The following is a 25,036-nucleotide window of genomic DNA, read 5'->3' on the forward strand; positions in this document are numbered from 1 at the left end:
CACGGTAGCATTTGGACCACTCCCGCTTCCCAGGAAAGTGAATCCGCCGTGCCTGCACCGCTTACTGAGCAAACGCTCCGTGATGCGCGTGCCCGAAAACCGGCGGCTTTGCGGGAAATCTACGACGACTTCGCGCCCGGCATCCTCGGCTACCTCCGCTCCAAGGGGTGCGACGACCCCGAAGCGCTCACGCAGGAAGTCTTCCTGACACTGTTCTCCAAGCTGGACACGCTTAAGGGAGGGCTCCGCGGCGCCCGGACCTTCGCTTTCTCCGTCGCCCACGCCCGCATGGTGGACGACGTTCGACGGCGCGAGCGTGAGCCGGTGATGGCCGTGTTTGATCCGGAGCTGGACCGCCGTGAAGCAGAATCCGCCGAGGAAAGCGTGCTCGGCGCCGATGCCGGAGCCGCAGCACTGCTGGAAGGGCTCACGGCGCAGCAGCAGGAAGTCCTGCTTCTGCGTGTAGTGGCCGATCTTTCCATTGAAGAATCGGCGAAGATCATGGGACGCAGTGCCGGAGCGGTCAAGCAGCTTCAGCGCCGCGCACTGGGCGTACTCAAGAACCAACTCGAACGGAAGGAGGTACCGGACAATGAACGAGCATCCTGAAGCGCAGGACACGCTCCACGTCCGCGGCCTCCTGGCGGAAGCCGGCGTAGAGGAGTCCCCCGAGCTGGTTGAGCAGCTGCTCGCGCTGCGCATGCAGTCCCGCGTCCCCGCGCCGGAACCGGACGGAGAGCTGGCTGCCCTTTTTGCCGGCAACCCCGTGCCGCTTCGCCCCCGGGCTCGGCGCGGCCGCGGCATGATTCTCGGTGCAGCCCTGATCGGGGCCATGGCCGTCGGTGCAGGCGGCGTGGCGGCCAACCCTGACTTCCTGATCCGAGCGGATCCGACTCCCGAGGTCACCTTCACCCCGGAAACGCCCACGCTGGAACGAGCCGAGCCCGCCGCCCCGGAGGCCGTCACGGATCCGCTGCCCCCTGCTGCCGTTCCGGCACCGGAGCCCGCGCCGATCGTGGAAGCCGTCCCGGTACCTGTGCCCGTCCCCGCTCCGGAGCCGGAACCGGCGCCGACCCCGGCTATCGTCCCCGCTCCGGGCGTGGAGCCGGGCAACCCGCCGCTTCCGGGCATTGGGGGCGGCAAAGCAATTGTTCCGGAGCCGCCTCGCGGCGACGACCTTCACGGGAACCCCAATGCCGCAGGCCGGGGACAAGACTCCAAGCGAGCCGGAGCGGATCCCGCCGGTGACCGTGGTCACGCCAGGACTCGGGCCCGGGAAACGGCCGGGGCAATGGCGGGGCCAACTCCCACGGCAGCGGCCAGTCCGGCCGGGACCGCTAGGCGTTCAGCGCCGGCACGGTCACTGCGCGGTCAGCTGCCGTTTTGAGGAGATCACGCCGGTATTAAAGCCGGCCAGGTTCAAGCCGCCGTGGAAGCGCGCATGCTCGATCTTTACGCAGCGGTCCATCACCACCTGTAAGCCGGATTGTTCGGCGTCCCGGGCCACCTCCTCGTGCCAGGATCCCAGTTGCAGCCACAGCGTTTTCGCGCCGGCCGTCCGGGCCTCGGCCAGCACTGAGGGCAGGTCCTCGTGGCGGCGGAACACGTCCACGATGTCCGGCGCCTCCGGGAGGTCCGCCAGCGAGGGAAACACCGGCCGGCCCAGGATCTCCTTCACTGCCGGGTTCACGAAATAGACCCGGTACCGCGAGGAGGAGAGCAGATAGGTGGCAACGAAGTAGGACGCCCGGGAGGCCTTGGCCGACGCGCCGACAATGGCGATGGATTCGGCCGAGCGCAGCAACGCCAGCCGTTCCGGCGCCGTTGGTCCAATCCAGGAACGAACCTGCGCAGCAGTGTCAGCGGACATGGGCGGCCTCCTCGAGGACGGGTACGGCGGCGGAAACTCTCTGGCTGCCCGCGTCCCCGCAGGCCACCGACAATGCCTGGTCCAGGTCCCAGAGAATGTCCTCCAGGTCCTCAAGGCCCACGGAAATCCGGATCAGGTCCTCGGGTACTCCTGCACTGCGAAGCTGCTCCGGCGAGAGCTGTTGGTGCGTGGTGGACCCGGGATGGATCACCAACGTGCGGGAATCGCCCACGTTCGCCAGATGCGAGGCCAGCTGGAGCGCCTCAATGAACGCCTGCCCCGCGGCACGGCCGCCCCGGACGCCGAAGCTGAACACCGATCCGGGTCCCTTGGGCAGATACTTCCGGGCCCGCGCGTAATGCGGATGTGAGGGCAGCCCTGCGTAACTGACCCCGGACACCCGGGGATCCGCCTCCAGCCATTCGGCCACCGCCTGGGCGTTGCGCAGGTGCTCATCCAGCCGCTGCGCCAGCGTCTCCACTCCCTGCAGGAGGGCAAAAGCCGAGGTGGCGCTGAGGGAGGGGCCGATGTCCCTCAGCTGTTCGGAGCGCAGTTTGGTCAGGAACCCGTATTCGCCGAAATTCCCCCACCAGGAAATGTTTCCGTAGCTGGGCACCGGCTCCGTCATGGCCGGAAATTTACCGTTGCCCCAGTTAAACCGGCCGCTCTCCACGACGACGCCGCCCAGGGTGGTGCCGTGTCCGCCCAGGAACTTGGTGGCGGAATGGATGACGATGTCCGCGCCGTGGGTGAAGGGCTGCACCAGATAGGGGGTGCTGAGAGTGGCGTCGAGGATCAGCGGCACCCCGGCGTCGTGCGCCACCCGGGCCAGGGCCTCGATGTCCGTTACTTCGCCGCTGGGATTGGCCACCACCTCGGCGTAGACGGCCTTGGTGTTTTCCTGTACGGCCGCGGCATAGTCAGCCGGGTCGGTGCCGGCCACGAAAGTGGTGTCAATCCCGAACCGGCGCAGGGTCACGTCCAGCTGGGTGAAGGTGCCGCCGTACAGCTGGGCCGACGCCACGATGTGGTCCCCGGCGGAGCAGAGCGCGGCGAAGGTGATGAATTCCGCGGACATGCCCGACGCCGTCGCCACCGCCCCGATCCCGCCCTCCAGCGATGCGATGCGCTCCTCGAAGGCAGCCACCGTGGGGTTGCCGATCCGCGAGTAGATGCTGCCGTACTTCTGCAGCGAGAACAGATTGGCGGCGTCGTCCGTGTCCTTGAAGACAAACGAGGTCGACTGGTAGATGGGAACGGCGCGCGCACCGTGCAGGGCATCGGGGGTCCCGCCGGCGTGCAGGGCGCGCGTGCGGAATCCGAATTGGTGTTCACTCATAAGCTGAGTGCTCCTTCCTTGGGAGTGGAGAGGGCTGGAAACGGGGGAACCGTTGAAAACTTGGTGAGTGCAGGCAAACAATGGGGAGCAGGCGGGTGCCGGCTGGGCGCACGGATCTGCCGGCGGACCGAAGCGAGGGTGGCGGGCGATGGACGAGTACGTAATCGTGATTGAAACCGGCTACCGGCGTGCCGCTGCCACCCACACGATCGCTTTCACTAAGGCGATGTCCCAGGCCGAGGCCACCCAGCTGCTGCTGGAACTGATGGACGGCGGACACGAGGACCTGCTGGTTCCCCGCCCCGGGACCATGGTCCTGGAAGTCTCGCCCACGGAATTCCTGCGGGTCCAGGAGGAAATGGGCGGTTCCGTGGTGATGGACCGGATCACGCTGACCAGGAAGCATTAGGCCGTCCCTTCGCGCCGAGCCGCACAAATTGCCCTGATCGGCGCGATGCACGGCTCGTTCTGGAGGCTGCTGGTGTCGCCCAGCGGTGCGCCCTCAAACAGCTCGGCCAGCAGGCGGCGCAGGATCTTTCCGGAGCGCGTCTTGGGCACATCGGGAACCACAACGACGGCGGCGGGCCGGGCTATCGGTCCGATCTCCCCGGTCACGTGTGCCCGCAGCACGGCGCCGGCGCGTGCGGCCTCCGCTGTCTCCGTGAGCACCACGAAGGCAACGACTGCGTGCCCGGTGCGGGAATCGGTAACCGGGCAGACGCCGGCTTCGACCACCCAGGGGTGGGACACCAGGGCAGATTCGATTTCGATGGTGGAGAGCCGGTGCCCGGAAACATTCAGCACGTCGTCCACCCGCCCCAGGATCCAGGTGTCGCCGTCGGGGTCGGAGCGGGCGCCGTCGCCCGCCAGGAACCATCCCTGCCGTGCGTACTGCCGCCAGTAGGAATCGAGATAGCGCTGCGGGTCTCCCCATACCGTGCGGGCCATGCCGGGGCCGGGCCGGTCCACGACAATGAGGCCCTGGGTATTCGGCGGGACCGGGGACCCGTCGCCGTCCACTACCCGGGTGCCGACTCCGGGCATGGGGCGCGAGGCGCAGCCGGGTTTAAACGTGCGGTCGGTGGGCCGCGGGGTGAGGATGGCGGCACCCGTTTCGGACTGCCACCAGGTATCCAGCATCGGAACCTCGCTCCGGCCGAACTGCTCCCGGAACCAGCGCCAGGCCTCCGGGTTCACCGCTTCGCCGACGGTGCCGAGCAGGCGGATCGAGGAGAGGTCATAGCGCGGCGGGACGCCGTCGGGAAACCACCCCATCAGGGAACGCACCAGGGTGGGGGCCGTGTAGTAGCTGGTGACCCCGTAGCGTTCGATGATTTCAAGGTGCCGGCCCGGGTGCGGGGTGTCCGGGGTGCCTTCGAAGATCACCTGGGTGGCGCCGTTGGCGAGGGGTCCGTAGATCTCATAGGTGTGCGCCGTGACCCACGCCAGGTCCGCGGTGCACCAGTGCACGTCGGCTGACCGCTGGGCGGGGTCCGGATGGCTGAAGAGGTAGTCGTAGCTCTGTGCTGCCTGGGTCAGGTAGCCGCCGGTGGTGTGGACCAGGCCCTTCGGCCGGCCGGTGGTGCCGGAGGTGTACATGATGAACAGCGGCGACTCGGCGTCGAACGTGCCGGCTTCATGGACGTCCGACGCCGTGTCCACGCTCTCGTGCCACCACACATCGCGGCCGTGCACCCAGCGAACCGGAGATCCGGTCCGCCGGATCACCAGGACGTGCTCAACGGAGTCGGCATCGGCGACGGCTGCATCCGCATTGTCCTTCACTGGTACGGCTCTGCCTCGTCGGTACTGGCCGTCCGTGGTGACCAGCAGTTTCGCACCGGTGTCCCGGACGCGGAACTTCAGCGCCTCGGCGGAGAACCCGCCGAACACCAGCGAGTGTACTGCCCCGATCCGTGCGCAGGCCAGGGTGATGACAATGGTCTCGACGAGGACGGGCAGATAGATCACCACCCGGTCACCGGCGCCTACGCCCAGGGCCTGCAGGGCGTTGGCGGCGCGGCAGACCTGCTGCAGCAGTTCGGCGTAGGTGACGGAGCGGCGGTCTCCGGGTTCGCCCTCGAAGTGGAGGGCAACCCGGCTGCCGTGCCCGGCTGCCACGTGCCGGTCCACGCAGTTCACGGCGGCATTCAGGCGGCCCCCGGCAAACCACTCGATACTCGGAACGGTGTACTCCGCCTCTGCTTCCGGGACCTCTGTGCCGCTGAGACGCTGCGGCCTTTGGAAGGAATGGGCGGTATGCCAGGGCTCGTCCCACTGCAGGCGGCGGGCCGCAGACTCCCAGAATGCAATACGTTCGGTTTCGGTGACAGGGTCCGGGGAGGTCCCAGCGGCGGCCAGTACGGAGATCAGGCCCATTTCCGTACCGCCTTCCTCTCCGCGATTCCCAGCAGGGCATCGGTGGCTTTGCCGATGACGGCCAGTGTGATGATGGCCAGGAACATGCGGTCGGTCCGGCCGTTGTTCTGCGAGTCCATCAGCAGGAAGCCGAGCCCCATTGAGGACGCAATCAGTTCCGCCGCAACGAGGAACAGCCAGGACTGGGCGAGTGCGAGCCGCAGGCCGGAGAAAACGGCCGGTACCACGGCCGGCAACTGCACGGTGGTCAGCAGCTTCACGCCGCGGAGCCCGAAGGCGCGGGCTGCCTCCACCAGGTTCCGGTCCACGTGGCGCAGGGCCAGCGCAACGGTGGTGAAGACCGGAAAGAACGCGCCGATGGTGATCAGCGTGATCTTGGAATCCTCGCCGATTTTCATCCAGAGGATCAGCAGCGGTACCCATGCCAGGGAGGGAACCGCCCGGAGGGCTCCGATGACCGGGCCCAGCAGGGCATCGGCCAGCCGGGACAGGCCCAGCAGGGCGCCAAGGACCAGTCCCAGGGCGGAACCGATGGCAAAGCCGGTCAGCACCCGCTGGGTGGAGATGGCGATGTGGCCACCCAGTTGGCCGCGCTGCACCAGGTCCGCGGCCGCGGAATAGACCGCCGCGGGGGAGGGAAGCTGCACGGCGCTGAAGACCCCGGTGGTTGAGGTGAGATGCCAGGCCGCGAGCAGCAGCACCGGGACGAACAGGCCCAGTCCGAGCCGGGGAAGCCGTCGGTCCGGCCCAGTGGCCTTTGAAGCTGCCGGTGTTCGAAGGGAGGCTTTGCGGGTGTGGGTGCGGGCTGGGGCCGGAGCCGTGGACGTGGCCGGGGTGCTCATGAGGAGGCTCCCAGTGAATCCGGATCTGCGTTCCGCACATAGGAGTCATCGAGGAGACTGGCCAGGGCGTCGTCGACCTGCTCCTGGCTGGCCACGTCACCGGTCTCCACCAACGTGGGGCCGATCTTCGCCAGGACGCTGCGCTGGGCTTCCCCGGGTGCGGGATCTACGTCGAGGTTGCTGCGCTCGCCGATCACCGTTTGGGCGACGGCGGGGTCCAGCCCGGCCACGTCGGCCAGGATCTGCGCGGTTTCATCGGGATTTGCTGCCGCCCAGGCACGGGCCTTTTCGTACGCGTTGACCACGGCCTGCGCCTGCTCGGGGTCTTCCGACAGGAAGGACTCGTTCGCTGCGAGGAGCCCGTAGGTATTGAAGTCCAGGTTGCGGTAGGCCAGGCGGGAACCGTTCTGCTCGGCTCCGGCCATGATCGGATCCAGTCCGGCCCAGGCATCCACTGACCCGTTCTCCAGTGCAGCGCGGCCGTCGGCATGCTGCAACTGCTCCACGGTGATGTCGGAGAGGCTCAGCCCTGCCTCGTCCAGCGCCTGGACCAGGAAGAAGTAGGGGTCGGTGCCCTTGGTTGCGGCCACGGATTTGCCTGCCAGATCGGCTACCGAGCTGATGTCGGAATCGGGACCGACCACCAGGGCCGACCATTCGGGCTGGGAGAAGACGTCAATCACCTTGATCGGGGAGCCGTTGGCCCGGTTGAGCAAGGCGGCCGAACCAGCGGTGGAGCCGACGTCGATCGCACCCGAACGCAGGTTCTCGTTGGCCTTGTTGGAGCCGGCGGACTGGACCCATTCCACCGCGACCCCGTCATCGGCCAAAGCGTCCTCCAGCCAGCCCTGGTCCTTGATGATCAGGCTCAGCGGGTTATACGTGGCGAAGTCGAGCGTGAGCGTCCCGCCGTCGGCCTCCTCTACGGCGGAGGCGCCGGTGGTGTCTTCCCCGGCAACGCATCCGGTGAGGGCGAGCGCGGCGGCCGCCGCGGCGGCGGCGAGCATGCGGGGCGTCCGGCGGGGGAGGCGGGACGGACGGGACGGACGGGACAGGTGGGAACGGCTGTTCATGATGGTTCCTTACGGGAGGAGGGTGCGCAAAAGCGCAGTTAGGGTGTGCGTGTGGAGAGGGCAGCGGTGTGTCTGCCCTGACGGGGCGGGGCGGTGCCCGTTGCGAAGGGCCTGGGAGGCGTGGGAGGGCTAGTGGCGCTCTACGCCGAGCAGGGCGAGGAGCTCGCCGCGCATTCGGGCCAGCTCTGCCGAGGCGCGGTCCCGGGGCCGACGGCCGGGGACGGTGACAACCTCGGTGATGGTGGCGCCGGGAGCAGTGTCCTCGGGGCCGAGGACAATGATGCGGTCCGCCAGCTGCAGGGCTTCATCTACGTCGTGGGTAACCAGCAGCACGGTGGCAGGCGCAGCCCGGTGCAGGGTGAGCAGCAGGTCCTGCATCTTCAGCCGGGTCAGCGCGTCCAAGGCGCCAAAGGGTTCATCGAGCAGCAAAACGCCGGGTTCCCGGGCGAGGGCACGGGCCAGGGAAGTCCGTTGGGCCATGCCTCCGGAAACCGCCCGCGGCCGGTGCTTGGCGAAGGCGGACAGGCCTACCAGGTCCAGGAGCTCGGCAACTTTGGCCTTCCCTCGGCTGGCGCTCGCGGACTTCGGGAGCCCGATCGCAATGTTGGCCTGCAGGGTCTGCCACGGCAGCAGCCGCGGTTCCTGGAAGGCGACGGCGCAGCGGTCATCGATTCCGTTGACGGTACTGCCGTCAATCAGGACGCTGCCGGACGTCGGAAGATCCAGGCCGGCAGCTGCACGCAACAGCGTGGACTTGCCGCAGCCGCTGGGGCCGAGGATGGCCAGCACCTCGCCGGGATGGATGTCAAAGGTAATGTCCCGAAGGACAACGTGTTCATCCAGGCCGGTGCCGAAACTGCGGCTGAGCCCGGCGAATCGAACCGGCAGGGCTGCCCCGTTGGGGGCGGGCCGTCCGGTGCGCGAAGGCGGGGTGGACGTGGAAGAGGGCAATACTGCAGTCATAGGAACGCTCCATCGAACCTGGCAGTAGCACCCTACGGAAGGTGTCCTGAGCCGGGATAACGGCTTCCTGCGACACCAGCCTCGTTATTGCCGCCTCTCAAGGAGGAAATGCGGCAACCAGGGTTGCTGCGGCTTCATCGATCCAGGTCTCTCAGCCGCTCGGGATGGTCAAGGACTACTAAACGCCGGATCCGCGGATCCGACAAGCCCGGGCAGGTGCGCCCGTTCACATAAGGAAATGTTCGGCGCCGTCGCCGGTCTTGCCTTCTGCGGCACTTCCGTGCACCTGCCGCCTGCGGGCATTGACCTCGCGCGCCGTCGGCTCCTAATTTTGGAACACGGTGCATTAAGGCGGGCCCGTCGGCTCTCCAGCATCTTCCTACCCCCAACCAGCAGGGAGCCGGCCATGGAATCAGCTTCGGGTGCCTCCGGAATCGTGATGTCCGCCGATGGAACACCCATTGCGTGGTCCCGGCAGGGCAGCGGCCCGCCGCTGGCGATTGTGGGACCCCTGCTGGCGCACCGCAGCAGCCCCGCGACGGTGGTCCTGGCGGACGCCCTCTCGAAAAACCACACGGTCTACACCTATGACCGCCGGGGTATCGGGGAAAGCGGCATGGGCGAGGAATACACCGCGGAGTCGGACGTTGATGACCTGCTGGCTGTCCTCCAAGTGGCGGGAGGAACAACCGACCTTTACGGGTTTGATGAAGGGGCATTCCTGGCCCTGAGGGCCGCCGAGGAATCCACGGTGGTCAGCCGGGTGGTGGCCCTGGAACCCACCCTGTCCCTCGCTGACGGGGAGGACGAACTGATGGTCCTGCAGACCGAGATCGAGGGCCTCGCCGGCGTCCGCATCCCCGTTCTCGTGATGGCCGGCAGCGGCAGCGGCGACGATACCCAGGACCTGGCACGCCAGACCGCCGAGGCCTTGGACTCGGGGGAGTTCCTGCTGCTGGAGTCGGATACCGGCGGTGTCCCCGACGCGGCCCTGACCGATGCCATCGAGTCTTTCCTGAGCTAGGCGGCCCCGGGCGTAAGCTGAAGCCCAATCTTCGGGCTCGGCAAAGGACGGCAGATGTTCCAGTTCAACGGTGACAGCAGCGCACACGTCAACGACCCTGCGGTAATCGAGCGGTTGCTCCGGAACAAGCCGGCCCGGTGGGCGATCGTGGGGTTGTCCAATAACCCGCTCCGCCCCGCCGTCGGCGTCTCACGCTTTGTCCAGGACCATCTGGGCATGGAGATCATTCCCGTGAGCCTGAAGGGCGATGACGTGCACGGCAACAAGGGTTACCGCCGGCTCAGCGAAATCCCGGGAAGCATCGACGTGGTCGATTGTTTCGTGAATTCCGCCCGCGTGGGCGACATCGTGGACCAGGCCATCGAAGTCGGCGCCAAGGCTGTCTGGATGCAGCTCGGCGTGGTGGACGAAGCGGCAGCCGCGCGTGCAGCAGCGGCAGGGCTCGACGTCGTTATGGACGCCTGCCCGGTGATCGAAGCACCGCGCTTCGGGCTCTAGAGTTTGGCGAACCGGGCGCGGATGATTCCCATGTACAGCCCGTAAAGCATCAGGCCGACACCCACCGCGGCCAGCGCCACCATGCCGAAGGGCTGGTCCCGCAGTGTATGCAGCGCACCGTCGAGGCCGGTGGACTCCTCCGGGTCCGCCTGCACGGCGGCCAGGGTGAGCAGCGCCCCCAGGATGCCAAGCGACACTCCCTTGGCGATAAAGCCGGCCACGCCGGTGATATCCACGGCCTTTGACCAGAGACCGCCGGGGACGCCGGTGAGGTTTCGGCGGAAGCGGCGGGTGGCTCCCTTGAAAATGAAGTAGCCGCCTACCCCCACCACAACCAGTCCGGCGAGGCCCAGAATCCATTGGCCCGCTGGTACCGCCAGCAGGCGGGCGGTCCAGCTGACTGAGGAAGAGCTGCCGTCGTTGCTGCCGCGGCCCAGGGAGAACGAAGCGAAAATGGTTCCGATGGCCCCGTAAACGAGCACCTGTCCGGCGTTGCTGGCCCGGTCCTTCCAGAGCTCCGTGTCTTTCAGCTGCTGTCCGGCAAGGAAGATGCGGCTGAGCTGGAACAGTGCCAGGGCGTAGCAGCCGAGGAAGCAGAACCAGAGGAGCACGTACCCGGCGGGCTGTTTGGCCACAGCGGCTACGGCTCCGCTGGTGTCCGCGTTGCCGGATCCTCCGGCGTTGATCTGCAGGGCGATCGCGCCGATGACAATGTGCACGATCCCGCTTGCCACGTAGCCCACCCGGGCGAACCGCTCGAAGGCCGTGGAATCGGCGGCGCGCTCGGCGGCCTGGCTGACGGTGCCGGTACTGCGGTTGTTGTGGTTCAAACCGTTTTGTCCTTCGCTCCGCTGCCGGCATGCCCGCAGCTTTCCTACCTGTTCCTCCCATCCTGCCACCCATGGGTGGCGGCAGTGCCACCGCACGGACGGCAGCGCTAGGCTGTCCACATGGATGCGGGTGAGCTTAAACGATTGTGCCTGTCCCTGCCCGGAGCGTTTGAAGATTTCCCTTTCGGTCCGGAGTCCTCGGTGTTCAAGGTGCGGGCGGCCGGCGGCAAAGCGAAAATGTTTGCCCTTGCCGCCCTAGCCGGCGAGCCCCTGATGATCAGCCTGAAGTGCGAACCGGAACTGGCGCTCCAGCTGCGAGCCGCCCATCCGGAAATCACGGGCGCCTGGCACATGAACAAGACGCACTGGAACCAGGTGGAAGTTGCCTCCGGCCTGCCGCACGGAATGATCCGGGACCTGGTGGAGGACTCCTATGACCTGGTGGTGGCGTCGCTGCCGCGAAAAGACCGGGAATCACTCGAGTGGAAGGGCCTGGCGGGCGGATGAGGGGCAACACCGGCTTCACCTACGCGGAGCAGGGGTTTACCGAGCGGCCGTATCCGGCGCCGATGACGGACCGCTGGCCTGCGGGTTACCGGCTGGTGCTGCGCAAGGAAGAACTGGAGGTGGCCGACCCGCAGGCCGGGTTCCTCCGCCTCACCAACGGGCTGCTGGACTGGGACCTGCATCGCCGGGCGGGGCTGTATGTGCCCCCCGGCACGCCCCGCGCCGTCCCCGGTGTCGACATGGCGTCCGGCGTCGGGTTCTGGCGGGTGCGCTACTACGCGCCGTGCCGGGTGATCTGGGCAGCGGAAGCGGTGGTCGACGACGACGGCGCACCGGTCCGCGGTCAGCGCAGCGGTTTTGGCTACGGGACCTTGGCTGGACACCCGGAGCGAGGCGAAGAAGGCTTTTATGCCGAACTCGACGAGGAGGGCCGGTTGTATTTCCGGATCGCCGCCTACAGCCGTCCAGGCAACCGGCTGGTGGGTGCAGCGAACGCCGTCAACGTGAGGGTCCAGCAGTTCTACACCAACCGGTACTTCGCAGCTGCCTACCGGCTGGCCTCCGGGAGCTGATCCCTCCGGAGGATGAACTTCAGGGTGAGGCCGTTTTCCTCTTCCGGCATAAAGCCCGCGCTCAGGAGCAGGGATTGGGACGCGTCGTTGCCCGGCTCCGTGTAGGCAATAATGGCGTCCACCTCCGGGTGGGTGAGCGCAAACCGGGCCAACGCCAGCAACGCTTCAGTGGCGTAGCCCTGGCCCTGGCGGGAGGGCGCAACGTTGTAGCTGACTTCCACCGTGCCTTCATCGGGCAGGCCGGCGAAGCCGATGGTTCCCACCACCAGCGTGGTGGATATTTCCCGGATCAGGCGGGTGCCGAACGTTGCCGCAGCGGGACCGAGCAATCCGGCCTCGAAGAACTGGCGGGCGGCGTCGTAGTCGGTGGGCTGCGGGAAGTCCTCCGCCCAGTCCGGGTGGCGCGTCTGGATGATGAGGGCGTCCACTTCCGCCACGGTCATCAGGTCCAGCGTCAGGCGCTGCGTGGGGATGCCGGCGTCTGCGGCCAGGTTCTCGGGGATTATGCTCACGAGCTAATTTTGCACGTACTTCCGGGTTTTGCTTCATTCGGCGGTCCGGACGCGCGGGGGACTACCTGGTTTGGCGGCCAACAGGTACGAAGAGCATCCGAAACGAGTTCGCCAGGAGGAGTCCGAACAGTCCGGTGGACGTCGTGGGCTGCTGGAGCAGCAGCAACGAAATGATGAGCAGTACTGCGCACAGCACCGCGGTCGCCGCCATGAACTTGACTCGTCCCCGGTCCGCAGTCAGCACCTGTTCCTTGCCCCGGCTGCGGGCCCCCGCCAGCAACCACACCCCGATGCCTGCTGCCAGCAGCCCGGCCGCGACGGTGAGGCCGGCCGTCAGCCGGTCATCCCCGCTGAACAAATACGGCAGGTTCAAAATCAGTGGGACGGCGCCCGCCGCCAGGCTTAGTACTCCGCCAACCTGGCGGACCTGCTGCGTTCGGTAGATCTTGTCCATGCCTGAGGAGCCTACACGGGCCCGTATCCCGGGCCCGTGCAGCCGCGGGATACTAGCCGAAGTGCTTCGGCAGGGTCCCTTCGTGCGCAGCCTTCAGCTCATCCAGCGGCAGGACGAAGTTGCTCTGGAAGTCCAGGGCACCGATCTCGGTATCCACCACGCCGATCCGGGCATGAGCGAAGCCGCGCGCCGAGCACATGTCCTTGAAGCGGACCTCCTCGCTCCGGGCCACCGCGACGACGGCGCGGGCCTGGGACTCGGAGAACAGCAGGGTGAACAGGTCCACCCCGTCGCGTTCGCAGACTTCGCCGAGGCCGATCCGTGCGCCCACGCCGAAGCGCAGGGCCATTTCGGACAGTGCGGCGGCGAGGCCGCCCTCGGAGAGGTCATGCGCGGCGTCGATCATTCCGTCGCGGGAGGCATTGACCAGCAGTTCCCCGAGCAGTTTCTCCGCCTGCAGGTCCACCTTCGGCGGCTGTCCGCCCAGGTGGCCGCGCAGGTTCGCGTATTCGGAACCGTCCAGCTCGTCCTGCGTGGTGCCCATCAGGTAAATGGCCTGGCCGTCCTGCCGCCAGCCCGACGGCGTGCGCCGGGCGACGTCGTCGAACACGCCCAGCACGCCCACCACGGGGGTGGGATGGATGGCGACGCCGCCGGTCTGGTTGTAGAGCGAGACGTTGCCGCCGGTGACAGGCACGCCGAGTTCGCGGCAGCCGTCGGCCAGTCCGCGTACGGACTCGGCGAACTGCCACATGACCTCGGGGTCCTCCGGGGAGCCGAAGTTCAGGCAGTCGGTGACCGCCAGGGGTTTTGCGCCGGCGGTGGACACGTTGCGGTAGGACTCGGCCAGGGCCAGCTTCGCGCCCTCGTACGGGTTGAGGTAGGAGTAGCGGCCGTTGGCATCGGTGGAAATGGCGACGCCCAGTCCGGTGGTTTCATCCACGCGGACCACACCGGCGTCGTCCGGCATGGCCAGGGCGGTGTTGCCCTGCACGTAGCGGTCGTACTGGTTGGTGACCCAGGACTTGTCGCACATGTTCGGCGAGGCCATGAGTTCCAGGATGGCGTCCTTGACCGCGGCGCTGCCGAAGGGCCGTTCCGCATTGAAGGAGTCGGCCTCGATGCTGTCCTGTGCGGCCGGGCGGGCCATGGGGCGCTGGTACACCGGTCCCTCATGCGCCACCGTGCGCGGATCCACGTCCACAATGGTCTCGCCGTCCCAGTCGATGATCAGCCGGCCGGTGCCGGTGACCTCGCCGAGCCAGGAGTACTCCACGTTCCACTTGTCCATGATCGCCTCGAACGCTTCCACGTTCTCCGGCGTCACCACGGCCATCATGCGTTCCTGTGACTCGGACATCAGGATCTCGCCGGGGGTCAGGGTGGGGTCGCGCAGCAGCACGTTGGTCAGTTCCACGTGCATACCGCCGTCGCCGTTGGAGGCGAGTTCCGACGTCGCGCAGGAAATGCCGGCCGCGCCCAGGTCCTGGATGCCCTCCACCACGGAGGACTTGAACAGCTCCAGGCAGCACTCGATGAGCACCTTCTCCGCGAACGGATCGCCCACCTGGACGGCGGGACGCTTGGAAGGCTTGTCCGCGTCGAAGGATTCGGAGGCCAGCACGGACGCGCCGCCGATGCCGTCGCCGCCGGTGCGGGCGCCGAAGAGCACCACCTTGTTGCCGGCGCCGGAGGCGTTGGCCAGGCGGATGTCCTCGTGGCGCATTACGCCCACAGCCAGGGCGTTGACCAGCGGGTTGCCCTGGTAGACGGAGTCGAAGACCAGTTCCCCGCCGATGTTCGGCAGGCCCAGGGAGTTGCCGTAGCCGCCGATGCCGGAGACGATGCCGTGCACCAGGCGGGCAGTGTCCGGGTGGTCGATGGCGCCGAAGCGCAGCGGATCCATCACGGCCACCGGGCGGGCACCCATGGAGATGATGTCGCGGACAATGCCGCCGACGCCGGTGGCCGCCCCCTGGTAGGGCTCCACGAAGGACGGGTGGTTATGGGATTCGACCTTGAAGGTCACGGCCCAGCCTTCACCGATGTCCACGACGCCGGCGTTCTCGCCGATGCCCACCAGCAGGTGTTCCTTCATTTTGTCGGTGACCTTGTCACCGAACTGCTTCAAATGCACCTTGGAGGACTTGTACGAGCAGTGCTCGGACCACATCACCGAGTACATGGCCAGTTCCGCCGCGGTGGGGCGGCGGCCCAGGATCTCCACGACGCGGTGGAATTCGTCTTCCTTCAGGCCGAGCTCGGCCCAGGGCAGTTCCGTGTCCGGGGTGGCAGCGGCGTGCTCAACGGTGTCGATGCGGAACTTCTTCTGCTCAGCGGCAGCACTGGGGGAAACGGTCATGACTTGCCTCCGGCAACGAGCGAGTTGAGTACAGAGCTGAAGATGCGCAGCCCGTCGGTGCCGTAGCCCAGGCCTACCTCGCCGTAGGCGGAGGAATCCGGGCCGAAGCCGGGTTCGACGGCGTGTTCAGGGTGGGGCATCAGCCCGACGACGTTTCCTGCGGCGTTGGAAATGCCGGCGATGCCGCGGCGGGACCCGTTGGGGTTCCCGCCGTCGTAGCGGAAGACCACCCGGCCTTCACCTTCCAGCTCGTCCAGCGTCTTCTCGTCCGCGACGTACTGTCCGTCCTGGTTTTTCAGCGGAACCACCATGCCGGCACCGGGTTCGTAGGCGGAGGTCCAGGCGGTGCTGTTGTTTTCCACCCGCAGCAGCTGGTCCGCGCAGGAGAACCGGAGGTGGTTGTTCTTGATCATGGAACCGGGCAGAAGGTGCGCCTCGGTGAGGATCTGGAAGCCGTTGCAGATGCCCAGTACGGGCATGCCGCCGGCTGCGGCGTCCACTACCTTGTCCATGAGCGGTGCGAAGCGGGCAATCGCGCCGGCGCGCAGGTAGTCCCCGTAGGAGAACCCGCCGGGGATGATTACGGCGTCCACTGACTGCAGATTGGCTTCGGCGTGCCAGAGCCCGACGGCGGTGCCGCCGGCGATGGTCACGGCGCGGGCGGCGTCGCGGTCATCCAAGGTGCCGGGGAAGGTGATGACACCCACCCGGACCGCGCGGAGCGCGTCGTTCTCGGGGGCAACGGAAAAGTCGCCGATCAGGGGGGTACTCAAGATCAGGCCTCCGGGATTACTTCAACGCGGGTGACGTCTTCGATCACGGGGTTGGAGAGCAGTGTGGCGGCGGCGGTGCGGGCCTGCTCCAGGATTTCGGGGGTGACGTCTCCGTCTACGGTGAGCTCGAAGCGCTTGCCCTGGCGGACTCCGGCGAAGCCGGTCAGTCCCAGGCGGGGGAGTGCCCCTGCAATGGCTTTGCCCTGCGGATCAAGGATTTCAGGCTTGGGCATAACGTCAACAACGATCCGGGGCATCCGGCAGCTCCTCTAAACGAGATGGGTGGCCGCGGACCTTGCCGTCTCACGCTGATTCAGCGCTCCGCGAGCTTGCACTTGCCATTCTAGCCGCGTTACCTGCGTTACGGTGACGACTCCGGGCCTAGGCCGGGATCTCCAGCTGGAAGCCGCAGACGCAGCGGAGCACGGTGGTTTCCAGCTGTACATCCACCGGTTCCTGCGGCATGGATTCCACAGTGATCGGTTCGAAGATGGACAGCTGCCGGCTGTCCCGGGGCTGCATGGGTTCGCCGCAGTGCATGTACTCGGCGTCGTCGGACTCGAGGATCCCGCGTGCCCAGAGATATTGGTCCTTTGCTTCTATAGACATTTTTGCGCTTTCAGTCGGTCCAGAACTCCGTTGTCCGGAAGAATACTAAGCATGCTTATTCAATAATAGGCCATGGGGTGCAGGATCAGGTGCAGATTGCGGCCGTTGTGTGAGCTGGATTACCTCTGGTTAGAGTGGGGCCGTGAGACTCCTACAAGCAAGCCCGGCCACGGTTCGCCGGCTAATGAACGTATGGCCGCCCTTTGCCTTTACCGGTATTCGAATCACCCGACTGGACCCTGAGTACCTGGGTGTCTCTGTGCGGCTGCGGTCCTACTGGTGGAACAAGAACGTGGCCGGCGTTCATTTCGGCGGCTCCCTGTTCGCCATGACGGACCCGTTCTGGATGATGATGCTGCTCCACCACCTCGGCCGTGACCACGTGGTCTGGGACCGTGCAGCGGAGATTGAGTTCCTGAAGCCGGGAAAGGGCGAGGTGCGGGCCGAGTTTGTCCTGGACCCGGCCGACGTCGAACGGCTGCGCAAGCAGGCCGCGGGCGGGGAGAAGGTTCTCGAATGGTTTTCGGTGGACGTGACCGACGGCAGCGGCGACGTGGTTGCCCGGATACGCAAGCAGGTGCATGTGCGGCGCAAACGGGACCGGCCGGCAGCGCAGGAGCCCAGCGGAGCGGGGGCAGCTCATGAATGACGGTGCCAACCCGACCATCCCGGCCGCCGATACACTCCTGGTTTCCGGCATCGCCGCAGTGCTGCTGCTTTTACTGGTGTGGGCGGTCATCCGCCTGGCCCGCTCGAGCGCAGTCACTGCCGGGGAGCGGCTTGGACTGCTTCTCTTCTGCCTGATATTTCCCGTGCTGGGTCCAATTTGCACGTTGGTGATCCTGACCCGCCGGGAAAGCGTGCTCCGGTAGCTAGAGGGAGCCGTCCGCCGGGCCCAGCAGGGCGGTAAGCCGCTCCCAGCGCGAAATCTGGCAGCCGTCAGTCAGTGAGAAGGTTGTGTCCACGGCCTCGCCGCGAACCATGCCGGTGACGTGTGCGCGCTGCATGCCGCGGATTTCCTGGGTGCACATCAAGTCCGCTGCCGGCTCAGCGAGGGCGGCTGCCCCCTGTTCGGCAAGCACGGCACAGGCACCGGCAGGATCCGGTACGGTCGAGCCTTCCCGCGGCTCGGCGCCGTCGCACTGCAGCGTCCACGTGCTGCTCGGCGTTGTCCCGTCCGCGCTGAACTCCACGGTCAGAGAGACCGGCGCCTCCGCCGAGGCCCCGCCGGTCCCGGGAATCGGGGTAGGGGAGCCGATCGGTGTGGGCGGGCCGACGGGCGAGGTCGGTGCCGTCGTTGACTCACTGGGGGAGCCTGTTGATTCCCGGGAATCCGGAGAACGGCCGGAATCGGCGCCGCAGGCTGCCAACAGGACGGCGGTGCACAGCAGCATGGGGACTAATGCTATTCCTCGGATGTTGCGCACTGAACGGCCTCCATTGGTAGCGGAGCCACCAGCCTAGCCAACCCTGTCAAGCAGGGTCGGGCGAATCCGCGGCGGCCTCTGCGGAGGCCGCGAAGTAGGCTTCCTGGCTTGGGAAGTAGTCCTCGAAGTCCGGAGCCGGGCCGCCGCTGCGGGCGGCCAGCAGGTGGTCCAGGTAGTATTCCCAGCCCGGGCCGATGCTTGAGGCGGCCTGCGGATCCTCCAAGTGGTGGATAAAACCCAGTGCGGTGCCGGCCGGTTCGTCCCGGAGGCGGATCTCCAGGTCCCAGCTGCCGTATTCATCCTCGACCAGCAGGCGCAGAAGTTCCGGAGAGACGCACTCCGCTATCCGGACCCGGCTCCACGGCAGGCCCTCTTCGAAGAGCAGCTGCAGGTCAACGGTGCCGCCCCTGCCAGGGGTTCCTTCCCAGCGGCCGAACCACTGGCCTGTCAGGTCGGGGTTGGTAAAACTGGGCCACACGGCCGCAGCCGGTTCGGGAAAGCTGCGGTGAAGAATCAGGTCGTAGGACTCGGGTCCGGTGCGGATAACCCGGCCTGTCGGTTCTGGTTGCATAGCTGACCTCCAAAGGGTTCCAGCAGGCTCAGGATGTGCGCCCGCAACTGCTGCGATTCCTCGGCGAAGCCGCGTTGTGCGGCTGCGTACTGCGCCCGGCCGGCCGGAGTTTCCACCGCAATCGGGGTGTAACCCCAATCGGCCAGGTCGTAAGGGGAGGCACACATGTCCATTTCCCGGATGCGCCAGGACAGCTCGAAGGCGTCCATAACCACCTCGCTGGGGAGCAGCGGCACCAGTTTGTAGGCCCATTTGTACAGGTCCATGTTGGCGTGCAGGCAGCCGGGCTGTTCCAGCTCCCGCTGGTTCTCGCGGGTGGGCGTGAGCTCGTTCAGGGGCACTGCTTCCGGTGTGTAGAACCGGAAGGCATCGAAGTGGGTGCAGCGGATCCGGCTGCGCTCCACCAGCTCGTCCGTCCCGTCGGCGCCGAGCCGCAGCTGCAGGTAATCGTGCCGGATGCCGTTGTCTTCCGACTTGTAGGCCATGGCCCACTCGTGCATGCCGAAGCATCCCAGCACCGGCTTTCGCGCGGCAGTGCGGGAAAGCAGCATGGTGGTGAACCCGAGGGCGTCACCGCGCACCGCCGCGAACCCCTCGGTATCCACAGTGACAGCGGGTGTTTCGGCGTCGATCCCCGCGGCGTCCCGTTCCGCTTCCGTCAGTGTCCGGTAGAACTTCCAGCCGGTGCGTTCCAGTGCGGACGGGCCGGTGAGAACGACGCCGGCGCCCGGGTGCCAGCGCAGCAGCTGGCCGGGTTTCTGGGAATAGTAGGTGAAGAGGAAGTCCTCCACCGGATGCTTCCGCCCGGCCGAGCGCCGCGCCAGGAATCCTTCGGTGAAGGGCCGGACGCGTTCTTCGTGCGCGGACTGCCGCGGCAGCCATTGGTCCTCGCTGAGGACGGTGGGGTGGGCGGGAGCAATCACCGTTCCATTATCCCGGACAGCCGGCGCCGCAGCCTACGTCCCCTGGTTGTTTTCCGGGTGCCGTGCAACGGCACTCCACGGGAGTTGTCAGGAGTCGGAGCCGGGAAACTTCCCGGCCAGGATGGCTGCGAAGACCGCACGTGGGTCGGTGGTGTCGCCCCGGGTGATCCGATGCAGGATCAGGCCCTCGCAGCAGGCCACTACTGCGTCGCTGAGCCGGCCGGGCTCGGCGGCGCCGAGCCGTTCAAAGGCGTCCGCGATGACTGCGCGCATCGCCTGCCGCCCGCCGGAAGCCACCTCCTGAAGCTGCGGGTCGCGGCTGGCTTCGAGGAAAACGGCCAGCCGGGCCGTGGTCAGCACCCGCAGGGGACCGGTGGTCGTTTCGATCAGGGTTCCCAGGCTATCGATCAGTTCCGCCGGGGTTCCGGCTGCGAACGCGCCGGAGATGCCGCCCATTTCCCGCTCGGCGATACGCCCCAGGACTCCGGCCAGCAACTGCGCGCGGGTGCGGAAATAGTTCGATGTCGAGCCGCGCGGAAGTTCCGCAGCGGCATCCACGCGGCCGTGAGTGAGGGCTCGCAGGCCCTGGGTGCCCACCAGATCAATGGCGGCATCGAGGGCGCGGTTTCGGGGTGACTCCATACCCTCACTATAGACATAGTGAAAATAAACTAGAAACGTAGTGACATTCCACTATGTCCGCAGTAGCGTCGGAGCATGAAAACAACACTGGATAGCCAGCCCCGGCTCGACGGGGTGACACATCGCACGGTTAATGTCGGCGGCCTGAACGTCCATGTCGCCGAGGCCGGGCAGGGCCCTCCCCTGGTGCTCCTGCACGGCTTTCCCGAGCACTGGTGGCAATGGCACCGGATCATCGGCCCGCTCGCCGAGAACCACCGGGTGATCTGCCCGGATGGGCGCGGGGCCGGCTGGACCGATGCGCCCGGCACTGGTTACGGGCGGGATCAGCTGGCCGCTGACTTTCTGGGACTGCTGGATGCCCTGGGTCTTGAGAAGGTCGGCGTTCTCTCGCATGACTGGGGCTCGCTGGTCACCTATCAGGTCTGCCTCCGCAACCCGGATCGGGTTTCGGCACACCTTTCACTGAGCATTCCCCCTCCGTACTTCAACTTCGACATCCGCATGGTGCTGACCATCCTTCGGCATGTCCGGCACAACGTGGTGGCCGTGCCGGTTATCGGAGCCGCGCTGCTGCGCCCGGCTCTGGTGCGGAGGGTCCTTGCGGACTTCTCGGCCGCGGGATCGTTCACGGAGCAGGACCTCGACCTATTCGCCGGCCGTTATGCGGACCCTGCCCGGTCCCGCGCCGGATCGGCACTGTACCGGCAGTTCATCAATCCCGAAGGCGTGCGGATCATGCGCGGGGCCTACCGAAACACCCGGCTGGCCACGCGGACGCGCGTCCTTATCGGCACCGACGATCCCGGCATGCAGGCCGGCTTTGTGCACGGCTACGAACAGTTCTGCGACGACTTGGAGGTCGACTACCTGTCCGGAGCCAACCATTTTGTGGCTGCCGACCGGCCCGACGCCGTCATCGCCGCCGCACGGGAGGTGTTCGCCTAGGCGGTGCCGCCGTCGTCCTGCCCAACGCCGCCAACGGTTGGCGCGCTGATCGTTAGTACGATAGGAGCAGCAATGCCCGTCGGAAAGGTGCAGCATGGTTGAGAAGGAAAGCTTTGTAACCCGGTTCATGCGGACCACGGGCAAGGTGCGGCTGATCTTCGGACCCGCGCAGCAGGGGTCGCTGGACCATCCGATGACGGAGGAGAACCAGGCGCTGCTCAAGGAGCAGCAGGCGCAGGAGAAGGCGATGTGGGAAACCGTGACCCGGGCCGACGGCAGCAGCTACATCGTCTCGCGCAAGCCCGAATAGGCCCCGAATAAGCTCCGGATACGCCAGAGGCCGGCACCGTGTGGGTGCCGGCCTCTTTGCTGCCCGATTTTGCCTAAGCGGCCCTAGCGCCCGGTGCCGCCGTACACCGTGGCCTCGCTGTCGCCGTCGAGCCCGAAGGCAGCGTGCACCGCGCGTACTGCGGTGTCCAGCAGCTTGGCGCTGGTGACCACGGAGATGCGGATCTCGGAGGTGGAGATCATGTCGATGTTCACCCCGGCATGGTGCAGGGCCTCGAAGAAGCGGTGCGAGACGCCCGGGTTGGACCGCATGCCGGCGCCGATGAGGGAGAGCTTGCCGATCTGCTCGTCGTAGTCGATGGAGTCGAAGCCGACTTCGGCCTTCGCGGCGTTCAGCGCATCGATGGCTTCCTTGCCGTCAATGATGGGCAGCGTGAAGGAGATGTCCGTCCGGCCCGACCCCTGGGTGGACACGTTCTGCACGATCATGTCGATGTTGGAGTTGGCGCCGGCGACGATGCCGAAGATTTCCGCGGCCTTGCCGGGGATGTCCGGAACACCCACCACGGTGACCTTGGCTTCGGAACGGTCGTGGGCAACGCCGGAGATGATGGGCTGTTCCAAGGGTTCTCCCTCTTGAATCTTGATCTTGTCATCGGGGCTGGGCAGAACCCAGGTTCCCTCGTGTGAGCTGAAGGACGAGCGGACGTGCAGGGGAACGCCGAAGCGGCGGGCGTATTCCACGCAGCGCAGGTGCAGGATCTTGGCGCCGGAAGCGGCCAACTCCAGCATTTCCTCGCTGGAAATCTTCTCGATCTTCTGGGCGCTTGAAACCACCCGCGGATCGGCGGTGTACACGCCGTCAACGTCGGTGTAGATCTCGCAGACGTCGGCCTCGAGAGCCGCGGCCAGGGCCACCGCAGTGGTGTCCGAACCGCCCCGGCCCAGAGTCGTGATGTCGTGACTGTCCTGGCTGACACCCTGGAAACCGGCAACGATGGCGATGTCGCCGCGCTCGATGGCGGTCTTGATGCGGTGCGGGGATACATCGATGATCCGGGCCTTGCCGTGGATCGCATCGGTGATCATGCCGGCCTGGCTGCCGGTGAAGGACTGCGCGGAGCCGCCGAGCTGGTTAATGGCCATGGCCAGCAGTGCCATCGAGATTCGCTCCCCGGCGCTGAGCAGCATGTCCATTTCCCGGGCATTGTTCAGCGAGGTGATCTGGCCGGCCAGGTCCAGCAGTTCGTCGGTGCTGTCGCCCATGGCGGAGACGACAACCACCACTTCGTTTCCGGCGGCATGGGTATCCACCACGCGTTTGGCCACGCGCTTGATACCGTCGGCGTCCGCTACGGAGGAACCGCCGAATTTCTGCACTATCAGGCTCATGCGTACACTTTCTCAAGTTTCATTGTGGCTGCGGTGCCCGGCATCTTCGACGCGGCTTCGAACTGTTCCCCCGGAAAAGCGGGCGGCACTACTCACTTTCGTCCGTCCAGAAAGTCTATCGCCGCCGTCGGGAAGTCCCGAAATACAGGTGCGTAACCTACCGCCACCGGCGAGTCCGGGCGCGGTGTACGACGCCGGCCCCTATGGTGGGCGACATGGGGAAGAGAGCCGTCACTGGCGCCGGCGTGGTCGCCGAAGGAATTCAGCGCAGCTTCGGAAATGTCGCAGCGATCCGCAACATGGACTTCACCGCGCCCGCCGGCGAGGTCACTGCGTTGATCGGTCCGAACGGCTCCGGGAAGACCACCCTGCTGCTGATCCTGGCTTCCCTGCTGGCCCCCGACGCCGGATCGGTGCGGATCAACGGATTCGACCCATTGGTGGACCCGCGCCGGGTGCGTGCGGGGATCGGCTGGATGCCGGACACCCTGGGCACCTGGGGGTCCCTGACGGCGCGGGAAATCCTGGTGACGGTGGGCGGCCTCTACGGCATGGAGCGCTCGTTGGCCGGACAGCGGGCGGCCGAGCTGCTGGAAACCGTTCATCTCACCGACTTCGCGGACAAGCCGGCACGCGTGTTTTCCCGCGGCCAGCAGCAGCGGCTGAGCCTGGCCCGTGCACTGATCCATGACCCGTCTGTCCTGCTGTTGGATGAACCGGCGTCGGGGCTCGATCCGGGATCCCGGGTGGACCTTCGGGTGCTGCTGCGCCGGCTCGCTGGCGAAGGCAAAACCGTGGTGGTGTCTTCGCATGTCCTCTCGGAACTGGACGAAATGGTGGATCGGGCAGTCTTCGTGGCCCGTGGCGAGACGGTGAAGACCCAATCACTTGCCGACGCCGATGCGCAGGAACGCTGGTACGCCATCCGCTCCCTGAACACCGGTTCGCTGCTGCGGCAGGTGGACGAACGCGGCATCCCTTATCGCCAGCAGGGCGGCGCCGGCCGGCCGGAGATCCAGGTCCGGTTGGCGGGGGAAGCCGCCGCAGCCGAGCTGCTGCGGTCCCTGGTGCTGGCCGACGTTGCCGTTACGGCCTTTGCGCCCGCCGGCGGTGCTCTGGAGGAGACCTACATGAGTTTGGACGCTGATCGCGGATGAGTACGCAGACCCTTACCCCTGATGCCCCGGCGCTCGGCTATTGGCGCGGGGTGCGTTCCGTTTTCGCACTGGAGATGAAGCAGCGGCTGCGCTCCCGCAGCTGGTATGTGCTGTTGGTTGTCTGGTTTGTGGTGATCGGGCTGGTGGCCACCCTGACGGCCCTGAGTTCCTCCGCCACCCTGGGGCCGCAGGGCCCGGTGCTCTACGAGCTGATGGTTGGCTTCATCCTGTTCTTCGGACTGCTGCTGGCACCGGCGCTCTCAGCCAATGCCGTCAACGGCGACCGTGCCGCCGGAACACTGGCCATCCTGCAGGTCACCCTACTGCGCCCCGGCCAGATCCTAGCCGGAAAGTGGCTGGCGTCCTGGCTGGCGTCCATGGGGTTCCTCGTGGCCAGCATTCCCTTCCTGCTGTGGGCCCTGGCCCTGGGCGGTGTCCAGCCGCTCTCGGCCGTGGTGGCACTCGTTATGCTGGCCGTGGAGCTGGGGATTGTCTGCGCGGTGGGGGTTGGCGTTTCCGCCCTGGCTGCCCGTCCGCTGTTCTCCATTGTGGTCACCTACATGCTGGTGGCCCTGCTGGGGCTGGGCACCCTGATCGCGTTCGGGTTGAGCGGCTTCCTGACCGAGGAGACCGTCAAGGCCAACAGCCAGACATATTACGGCTACACCGGCGACGGCATGGACGAATACACCTGTTCGGGTCCGTTAATGGATGTGACCGTGGCACACACGGAGCGAATTGCGTGGATCCTTGCGGCCAACCCCTTCGTGGTGGTGGCCGATTCGATTCCCGTCACGTCGGAACGGGACGAGAACGGATACACCTCCAGCGGAGTGATGGAGGGGATCAGCTCCGTGGTGCGCCTGGCCCAGGCCGGACCGGACTACAGCATGCGGTGCATCAACGGCGAGGTCCGGGAGGCCGGCGAACCCGACGTGCCGCCGATCTGGCCGCTGGGGCTCACACTCCAGGCGGCGCTGGCTGCGGCGCTGGTTTTCCTGGGCCGGCGCCGGCTGCGGACGCCGGTCCGCAAGCTCGCTGCCGGAACGCGGATCGCCTAAGGGACCTACTCGACTAGGGG

Annotated in this window: 31 protein-coding genes; 13 read left to right on the forward strand and 18 right to left on the reverse strand. The window is 66.7% G+C overall.

Going from position 1 to position 25,036, the window contains the following annotated elements; all coding sequences use genetic code 11:
* Positions 1-48: 48 nt before the first annotated feature.
* Positions 49-609, forward strand: coding sequence for an RNA polymerase sigma factor (locus N2K99_RS00925; protein WP_227920801.1), 561 nt, complete (start codon positions 49-51; stop codon positions 607-609).
* Entirely contained in the window at positions 593-1,387 is a 795-nt protein-coding gene (locus N2K99_RS00930; protein WP_227932598.1) for a hypothetical protein, read from the forward strand. The genes N2K99_RS00925 and N2K99_RS00930 overlap by 17 nt, the downstream gene beginning before the upstream one ends.
* Here the strand turns inward: N2K99_RS00930 and N2K99_RS00935 are convergent.
* Together N2K99_RS00935 and N2K99_RS00940 are read right to left on the reverse strand one after the other, a co-directional pair.
* On the reverse strand, positions 1,361-1,870 hold the full coding sequence (locus N2K99_RS00935; RefSeq protein WP_227932597.1) for a CoA-binding protein: 510 nt from the start codon (positions 1,868-1,870) through the stop codon (positions 1,361-1,363). The genes N2K99_RS00930 and N2K99_RS00935 overlap by 27 nt on opposite strands.
* On the reverse strand, positions 1,860-3,209 hold the full coding sequence (locus tag N2K99_RS00940; RefSeq protein ID WP_227932596.1) for an O-acetylhomoserine aminocarboxypropyltransferase/cysteine synthase family protein: 1,350 nt from the start codon (positions 3,207-3,209) through the stop codon (positions 1,860-1,862). Before N2K99_RS00940 ends, N2K99_RS00935 begins: the two co-directional genes overlap by 11 nt.
* A 67-nt stretch (positions 3,210-3,276) precedes the next feature.
* Here N2K99_RS00940 and N2K99_RS00945 point away from each other — a divergent pair, with 67 nt between their 5' ends.
* Positions 3,277-3,618: a hypothetical protein gene (locus N2K99_RS00945; RefSeq protein ID WP_227920814.1), complete on the forward strand. Its 342-nt coding sequence runs from the start codon at positions 3,277-3,279 to the stop codon at positions 3,616-3,618.
* On the opposite strand, the gene acs is transcribed toward N2K99_RS00945, so the two are convergent.
* The 4 genes from acs to N2K99_RS00965 all read right to left on the reverse strand — a co-directional run bounded on the left by acs (position 3,615) and on the right by N2K99_RS00965 (position 8,466).
* On the reverse strand, positions 3,615-5,588 hold the full coding sequence (gene acs / locus N2K99_RS00950) for an acetate--CoA ligase (protein ID WP_227932595.1): 1,974 nt from the start codon (positions 5,586-5,588) through the stop codon (positions 3,615-3,617). The genes N2K99_RS00945 and acs overlap by 4 nt on opposite strands.
* Entirely contained in the window at positions 5,579-6,430 is an 852-nt protein-coding gene (locus N2K99_RS00955) for an ABC transporter permease (RefSeq protein WP_227932594.1), read from the reverse strand. The genes acs and N2K99_RS00955 overlap by 10 nt, the downstream gene beginning before the upstream one ends.
* Positions 6,427-7,503 (reverse strand): aliphatic sulfonate ABC transporter substrate-binding protein, encoded by a 1,077-nt coding sequence (locus N2K99_RS00960; RefSeq protein ID WP_374200010.1) that lies wholly within the window; start codon positions 7,501-7,503, stop codon positions 6,427-6,429. Before N2K99_RS00960 ends, N2K99_RS00955 begins: the two co-directional genes overlap by 4 nt.
* Before the next feature lie 129 nt (positions 7,504-7,632).
* On the reverse strand, positions 7,633-8,466 hold the full coding sequence (locus N2K99_RS00965) for an ABC transporter ATP-binding protein (protein WP_227932593.1): 834 nt from the start codon (positions 8,464-8,466) through the stop codon (positions 7,633-7,635).
* 406 nt (positions 8,467-8,872) lie between these two features.
* Here N2K99_RS00965 and N2K99_RS00970 point away from each other — a divergent pair, with 406 nt between their 5' ends.
* Both N2K99_RS00970 and N2K99_RS00975 read left to right on the forward strand, forming a co-directional pair.
* Positions 8,873-9,490, forward strand: a complete 618-nt coding sequence (locus tag N2K99_RS00970; protein WP_227920824.1) for an alpha/beta fold hydrolase — start codon at positions 8,873-8,875, stop codon at positions 9,488-9,490.
* 54 nt (positions 9,491-9,544) lie between these two features.
* Complete coding sequence (locus tag N2K99_RS00975; RefSeq protein WP_227920826.1) at positions 9,545-9,988, forward strand: CoA-binding protein; 444 nt, start codon at positions 9,545-9,547, stop codon at positions 9,986-9,988.
* Here N2K99_RS00975 and N2K99_RS00980 read toward each other — a convergent pair.
* Positions 9,985-10,818, reverse strand: a complete 834-nt coding sequence (locus tag N2K99_RS00980) for a DUF1206 domain-containing protein (protein ID WP_227920828.1) — start codon at positions 10,816-10,818, stop codon at positions 9,985-9,987. The genes N2K99_RS00975 and N2K99_RS00980 overlap by 4 nt on opposite strands.
* A gap of 120 nt (positions 10,819-10,938) precedes the next feature.
* Here N2K99_RS00980 and N2K99_RS00985 point away from each other — a divergent pair, with 120 nt between their 5' ends.
* The gene (locus N2K99_RS00985; RefSeq protein ID WP_227920830.1) at positions 10,939-11,325 is read left to right on the forward strand and encodes an MmcQ/YjbR family DNA-binding protein; all 387 of its coding nucleotides are present in this window, start codon (positions 10,939-10,941) and stop codon (positions 11,323-11,325) included.
* Positions 11,322-11,897: a DUF1990 family protein gene (locus N2K99_RS00990; protein WP_227932592.1), complete on the forward strand. Its 576-nt coding sequence runs from the start codon at positions 11,322-11,324 to the stop codon at positions 11,895-11,897. The genes N2K99_RS00985 and N2K99_RS00990 overlap by 4 nt, the downstream gene beginning before the upstream one ends.
* Here N2K99_RS00990 and N2K99_RS00995 read toward each other — a convergent pair.
* The 6 genes from N2K99_RS00995 to N2K99_RS01020 form a co-directional block, all read right to left on the reverse strand.
* Positions 11,873-12,409, reverse strand: coding sequence for a GNAT family N-acetyltransferase (locus N2K99_RS00995; RefSeq protein ID WP_227932591.1), 537 nt, complete (start codon positions 12,407-12,409; stop codon positions 11,873-11,875). The genes N2K99_RS00990 and N2K99_RS00995 overlap by 25 nt on opposite strands.
* A 61-nt stretch (positions 12,410-12,470) precedes the next feature.
* A complete protein-coding gene (locus N2K99_RS01000) occupies positions 12,471-12,863 on the reverse strand; it encodes a hypothetical protein (RefSeq protein WP_227920834.1) in 393 nt (130 codons plus the stop codon).
* Positions 12,864-12,915: 52 nt separating this feature from the next.
* On the reverse strand, positions 12,916-15,225 hold the full coding sequence (gene purL, locus N2K99_RS01005; RefSeq protein ID WP_227932590.1) for a phosphoribosylformylglycinamidine synthase subunit PurL: 2,310 nt from the start codon (positions 15,223-15,225) through the stop codon (positions 12,916-12,918).
* Positions 15,222-16,001: a phosphoribosylformylglycinamidine synthase subunit PurQ gene (gene purQ / locus N2K99_RS01010; protein WP_374200027.1), complete on the reverse strand. Its 780-nt coding sequence runs from the start codon at positions 15,999-16,001 to the stop codon at positions 15,222-15,224. The genes purL and purQ overlap by 4 nt, the downstream gene beginning before the upstream one ends.
* On the reverse strand, positions 16,001-16,255 hold the full coding sequence (gene purS, locus N2K99_RS01015; RefSeq protein WP_227920839.1) for a phosphoribosylformylglycinamidine synthase subunit PurS: 255 nt from the start codon (positions 16,253-16,255) through the stop codon (positions 16,001-16,003). The genes purQ and purS overlap by 1 nt, the downstream gene beginning before the upstream one ends.
* Before the next feature lie 124 nt (positions 16,256-16,379).
* Complete coding sequence (locus N2K99_RS01020; protein ID WP_227920841.1) at positions 16,380-16,607, reverse strand: hypothetical protein; 228 nt, start codon at positions 16,605-16,607, stop codon at positions 16,380-16,382.
* Between the two features lie 142 nt (positions 16,608-16,749).
* Here N2K99_RS01020 and N2K99_RS01025 point away from each other — a divergent pair, with 142 nt between their 5' ends.
* Together N2K99_RS01025 and N2K99_RS01030 are read left to right on the forward strand one after the other, a co-directional pair.
* On the forward strand, positions 16,750-17,256 hold the full coding sequence (locus tag N2K99_RS01025; RefSeq protein WP_227920843.1) for a DUF4442 domain-containing protein: 507 nt from the start codon (positions 16,750-16,752) through the stop codon (positions 17,254-17,256).
* A complete protein-coding gene (locus N2K99_RS01030; protein ID WP_227932589.1) occupies positions 17,249-17,479 on the forward strand; it encodes a hypothetical protein in 231 nt (76 codons plus the stop codon). Before N2K99_RS01025 ends, N2K99_RS01030 begins: the two co-directional genes overlap by 8 nt.
* Here the strand turns inward: N2K99_RS01030 and N2K99_RS01035 are convergent, their stop codons facing one another.
* The 4 genes from N2K99_RS01035 to N2K99_RS01050 form a co-directional block, all read right to left on the reverse strand.
* Positions 17,480-18,001, reverse strand: coding sequence for a hypothetical protein (locus N2K99_RS01035; protein ID WP_227932588.1), 522 nt, complete (start codon positions 17,999-18,001; stop codon positions 17,480-17,482).
* Positions 18,002-18,080: 79 nt separating this feature from the next.
* Entirely contained in the window at positions 18,081-18,605 is a 525-nt protein-coding gene (locus N2K99_RS01040) for an SRPBCC domain-containing protein (RefSeq protein ID WP_227932587.1), read from the reverse strand.
* Positions 18,548-19,525 carry a 3-methyladenine DNA glycosylase gene (locus tag N2K99_RS01045; RefSeq protein WP_374200026.1) on the reverse strand — a complete coding sequence of 326 codons (978 nt, stop codon included), beginning with the start codon at positions 19,523-19,525 and terminating at the stop codon, positions 18,548-18,550. The genes N2K99_RS01040 and N2K99_RS01045 overlap by 58 nt, the downstream gene beginning before the upstream one ends.
* A gap of 90 nt (positions 19,526-19,615) precedes the next feature.
* Complete coding sequence (locus tag N2K99_RS01050; protein WP_227920855.1) at positions 19,616-20,170, reverse strand: TetR/AcrR family transcriptional regulator; 555 nt, start codon at positions 20,168-20,170, stop codon at positions 19,616-19,618.
* Between the two features lie 75 nt (positions 20,171-20,245).
* On the opposite strand from N2K99_RS01050, the gene N2K99_RS01055 reads away from it, so the two are divergent.
* Together N2K99_RS01055 and N2K99_RS01060 are read left to right on the forward strand one after the other, a co-directional pair.
* Positions 20,246-21,118 carry an alpha/beta fold hydrolase gene (locus tag N2K99_RS01055; RefSeq protein WP_227932585.1) on the forward strand — a complete coding sequence of 291 codons (873 nt, stop codon included), beginning with the start codon at positions 20,246-20,248 and terminating at the stop codon, positions 21,116-21,118.
* Between the two features lie 94 nt (positions 21,119-21,212).
* On the forward strand, positions 21,213-21,428 hold the full coding sequence (locus N2K99_RS01060; protein ID WP_227932584.1) for a hypothetical protein: 216 nt from the start codon (positions 21,213-21,215) through the stop codon (positions 21,426-21,428).
* A gap of 83 nt (positions 21,429-21,511) precedes the next feature.
* On the opposite strand, the gene N2K99_RS01065 is transcribed toward N2K99_RS01060, so the two are convergent.
* The gene (locus N2K99_RS01065; RefSeq protein ID WP_227932583.1) at positions 21,512-22,798 is read right to left on the reverse strand and encodes an aspartate kinase; all 1,287 of its coding nucleotides are present in this window, start codon (positions 22,796-22,798) and stop codon (positions 21,512-21,514) included.
* 215 nt (positions 22,799-23,013) lie between these two features.
* Between N2K99_RS01065 and N2K99_RS01070 the strand changes: the two genes are divergently transcribed.
* Entirely contained in the window at positions 23,014-23,955 is a 942-nt protein-coding gene (locus N2K99_RS01070) for an ABC transporter ATP-binding protein (RefSeq protein ID WP_227920859.1), read from the forward strand.
* Positions 23,952-25,016, forward strand: a complete 1,065-nt coding sequence (locus tag N2K99_RS01075) for an ABC transporter permease (protein ID WP_227932582.1) — start codon at positions 23,952-23,954, stop codon at positions 25,014-25,016. The genes N2K99_RS01070 and N2K99_RS01075 overlap by 4 nt, the downstream gene beginning before the upstream one ends.
* Positions 25,017-25,036 lie beyond the last annotated feature (20 nt).

The organism is Arthrobacter sp. zg-Y1110 (genome assembly GCF_025244865.1).
In the GTDB taxonomy this organism is placed as follows: domain Bacteria; phylum Actinomycetota; class Actinomycetes; order Actinomycetales; family Micrococcaceae; genus Arthrobacter_B.

Bases quoted from the DNA above. Each gene is read 5' to 3' on its own strand.
- N2K99_RS00930 (WP_227932598.1), top strand. From the start codon at position 593: ATGAACGAGCATCCTGAAGCGCAGGACACGCTCCACGTCCGCGGCCTC.
- N2K99_RS00935 (WP_227932597.1), bottom strand. From the start codon at position 1,870: ATGTCCGCTGACACTGCTGCGCAGGTTCGTTCCTGGATTGGACCAACG.
- N2K99_RS00940 (WP_227932596.1), bottom strand. From the start codon at position 3,209: ATGAGTGAACACCAATTCGGATTCCGCACGCGCGCCCTGCACGCCGGC.
- acs (WP_227932595.1), bottom strand. From the start codon at position 5,588: ATGGGCCTGATCTCCGTACTGGCCGCCGCTGGGACCTCCCCGGACCCT.
- N2K99_RS00955 (WP_227932594.1), bottom strand. From the start codon at position 6,430: ATGAGCACCCCGGCCACGTCCACGGCTCCGGCCCCAGCCCGCACCCAC.
- N2K99_RS00960 (WP_374200010.1), bottom strand. From the start codon at position 7,503: ATGAACAGCCGTTCCCACCTGTCCCGTCCGTCCCGTCCGTCCCGCCTC.
- N2K99_RS00965 (WP_227932593.1), bottom strand. From the start codon at position 8,466: ATGACTGCAGTATTGCCCTCTTCCACGTCCACCCCGCCTTCGCGCACC.
- N2K99_RS00970 (WP_227920824.1), top strand. From the start codon at position 8,873: ATGGAATCAGCTTCGGGTGCCTCCGGAATCGTGATGTCCGCCGATGGA.
- N2K99_RS00975 (WP_227920826.1), top strand. From the start codon at position 9,545: ATGTTCCAGTTCAACGGTGACAGCAGCGCACACGTCAACGACCCTGCG.
- N2K99_RS00985 (WP_227920830.1), top strand. From the start codon at position 10,939: ATGGATGCGGGTGAGCTTAAACGATTGTGCCTGTCCCTGCCCGGAGCG.
- N2K99_RS00990 (WP_227932592.1), top strand. From the start codon at position 11,322: ATGAGGGGCAACACCGGCTTCACCTACGCGGAGCAGGGGTTTACCGAG.
- N2K99_RS01000 (WP_227920834.1), bottom strand. From the start codon at position 12,863: ATGGACAAGATCTACCGAACGCAGCAGGTCCGCCAGGTTGGCGGAGTA.
- purL (WP_227932590.1), bottom strand. From the start codon at position 15,225: ATGACCGTTTCCCCCAGTGCTGCCGCTGAGCAGAAGAAGTTCCGCATC.
- purS (WP_227920839.1), bottom strand. From the start codon at position 16,255: ATGCCCCGGATCGTTGTTGACGTTATGCCCAAGCCTGAAATCCTTGAT.
- N2K99_RS01020 (WP_227920841.1), bottom strand. From the start codon at position 16,607: ATGTCTATAGAAGCAAAGGACCAATATCTCTGGGCACGCGGGATCCTC.
- N2K99_RS01030 (WP_227932589.1), top strand. From the start codon at position 17,249: ATGAATGACGGTGCCAACCCGACCATCCCGGCCGCCGATACACTCCTG.
- N2K99_RS01035 (WP_227932588.1), bottom strand. From the start codon at position 18,001: ATGCTGCTGTGCACCGCCGTCCTGTTGGCAGCCTGCGGCGCCGATTCC.
- N2K99_RS01040 (WP_227932587.1), bottom strand. From the start codon at position 18,605: ATGCAACCAGAACCGACAGGCCGGGTTATCCGCACCGGACCCGAGTCC.
- N2K99_RS01050 (WP_227920855.1), bottom strand. From the start codon at position 20,170: ATGGAGTCACCCCGAAACCGCGCCCTCGATGCCGCCATTGATCTGGTG.
- N2K99_RS01055 (WP_227932585.1), top strand. From the start codon at position 20,246: ATGAAAACAACACTGGATAGCCAGCCCCGGCTCGACGGGGTGACACAT.
- N2K99_RS01060 (WP_227932584.1), top strand. From the start codon at position 21,213: ATGGTTGAGAAGGAAAGCTTTGTAACCCGGTTCATGCGGACCACGGGC.
- N2K99_RS01065 (WP_227932583.1), bottom strand. From the start codon at position 22,798: ATGAGCCTGATAGTGCAGAAATTCGGCGGTTCCTCCGTAGCGGACGCC.
- N2K99_RS01070 (WP_227920859.1), top strand. From the start codon at position 23,014: ATGGGGAAGAGAGCCGTCACTGGCGCCGGCGTGGTCGCCGAAGGAATT.
- N2K99_RS01075 (WP_227932582.1), top strand. From the start codon at position 23,952: ATGAGTACGCAGACCCTTACCCCTGATGCCCCGGCGCTCGGCTATTGG.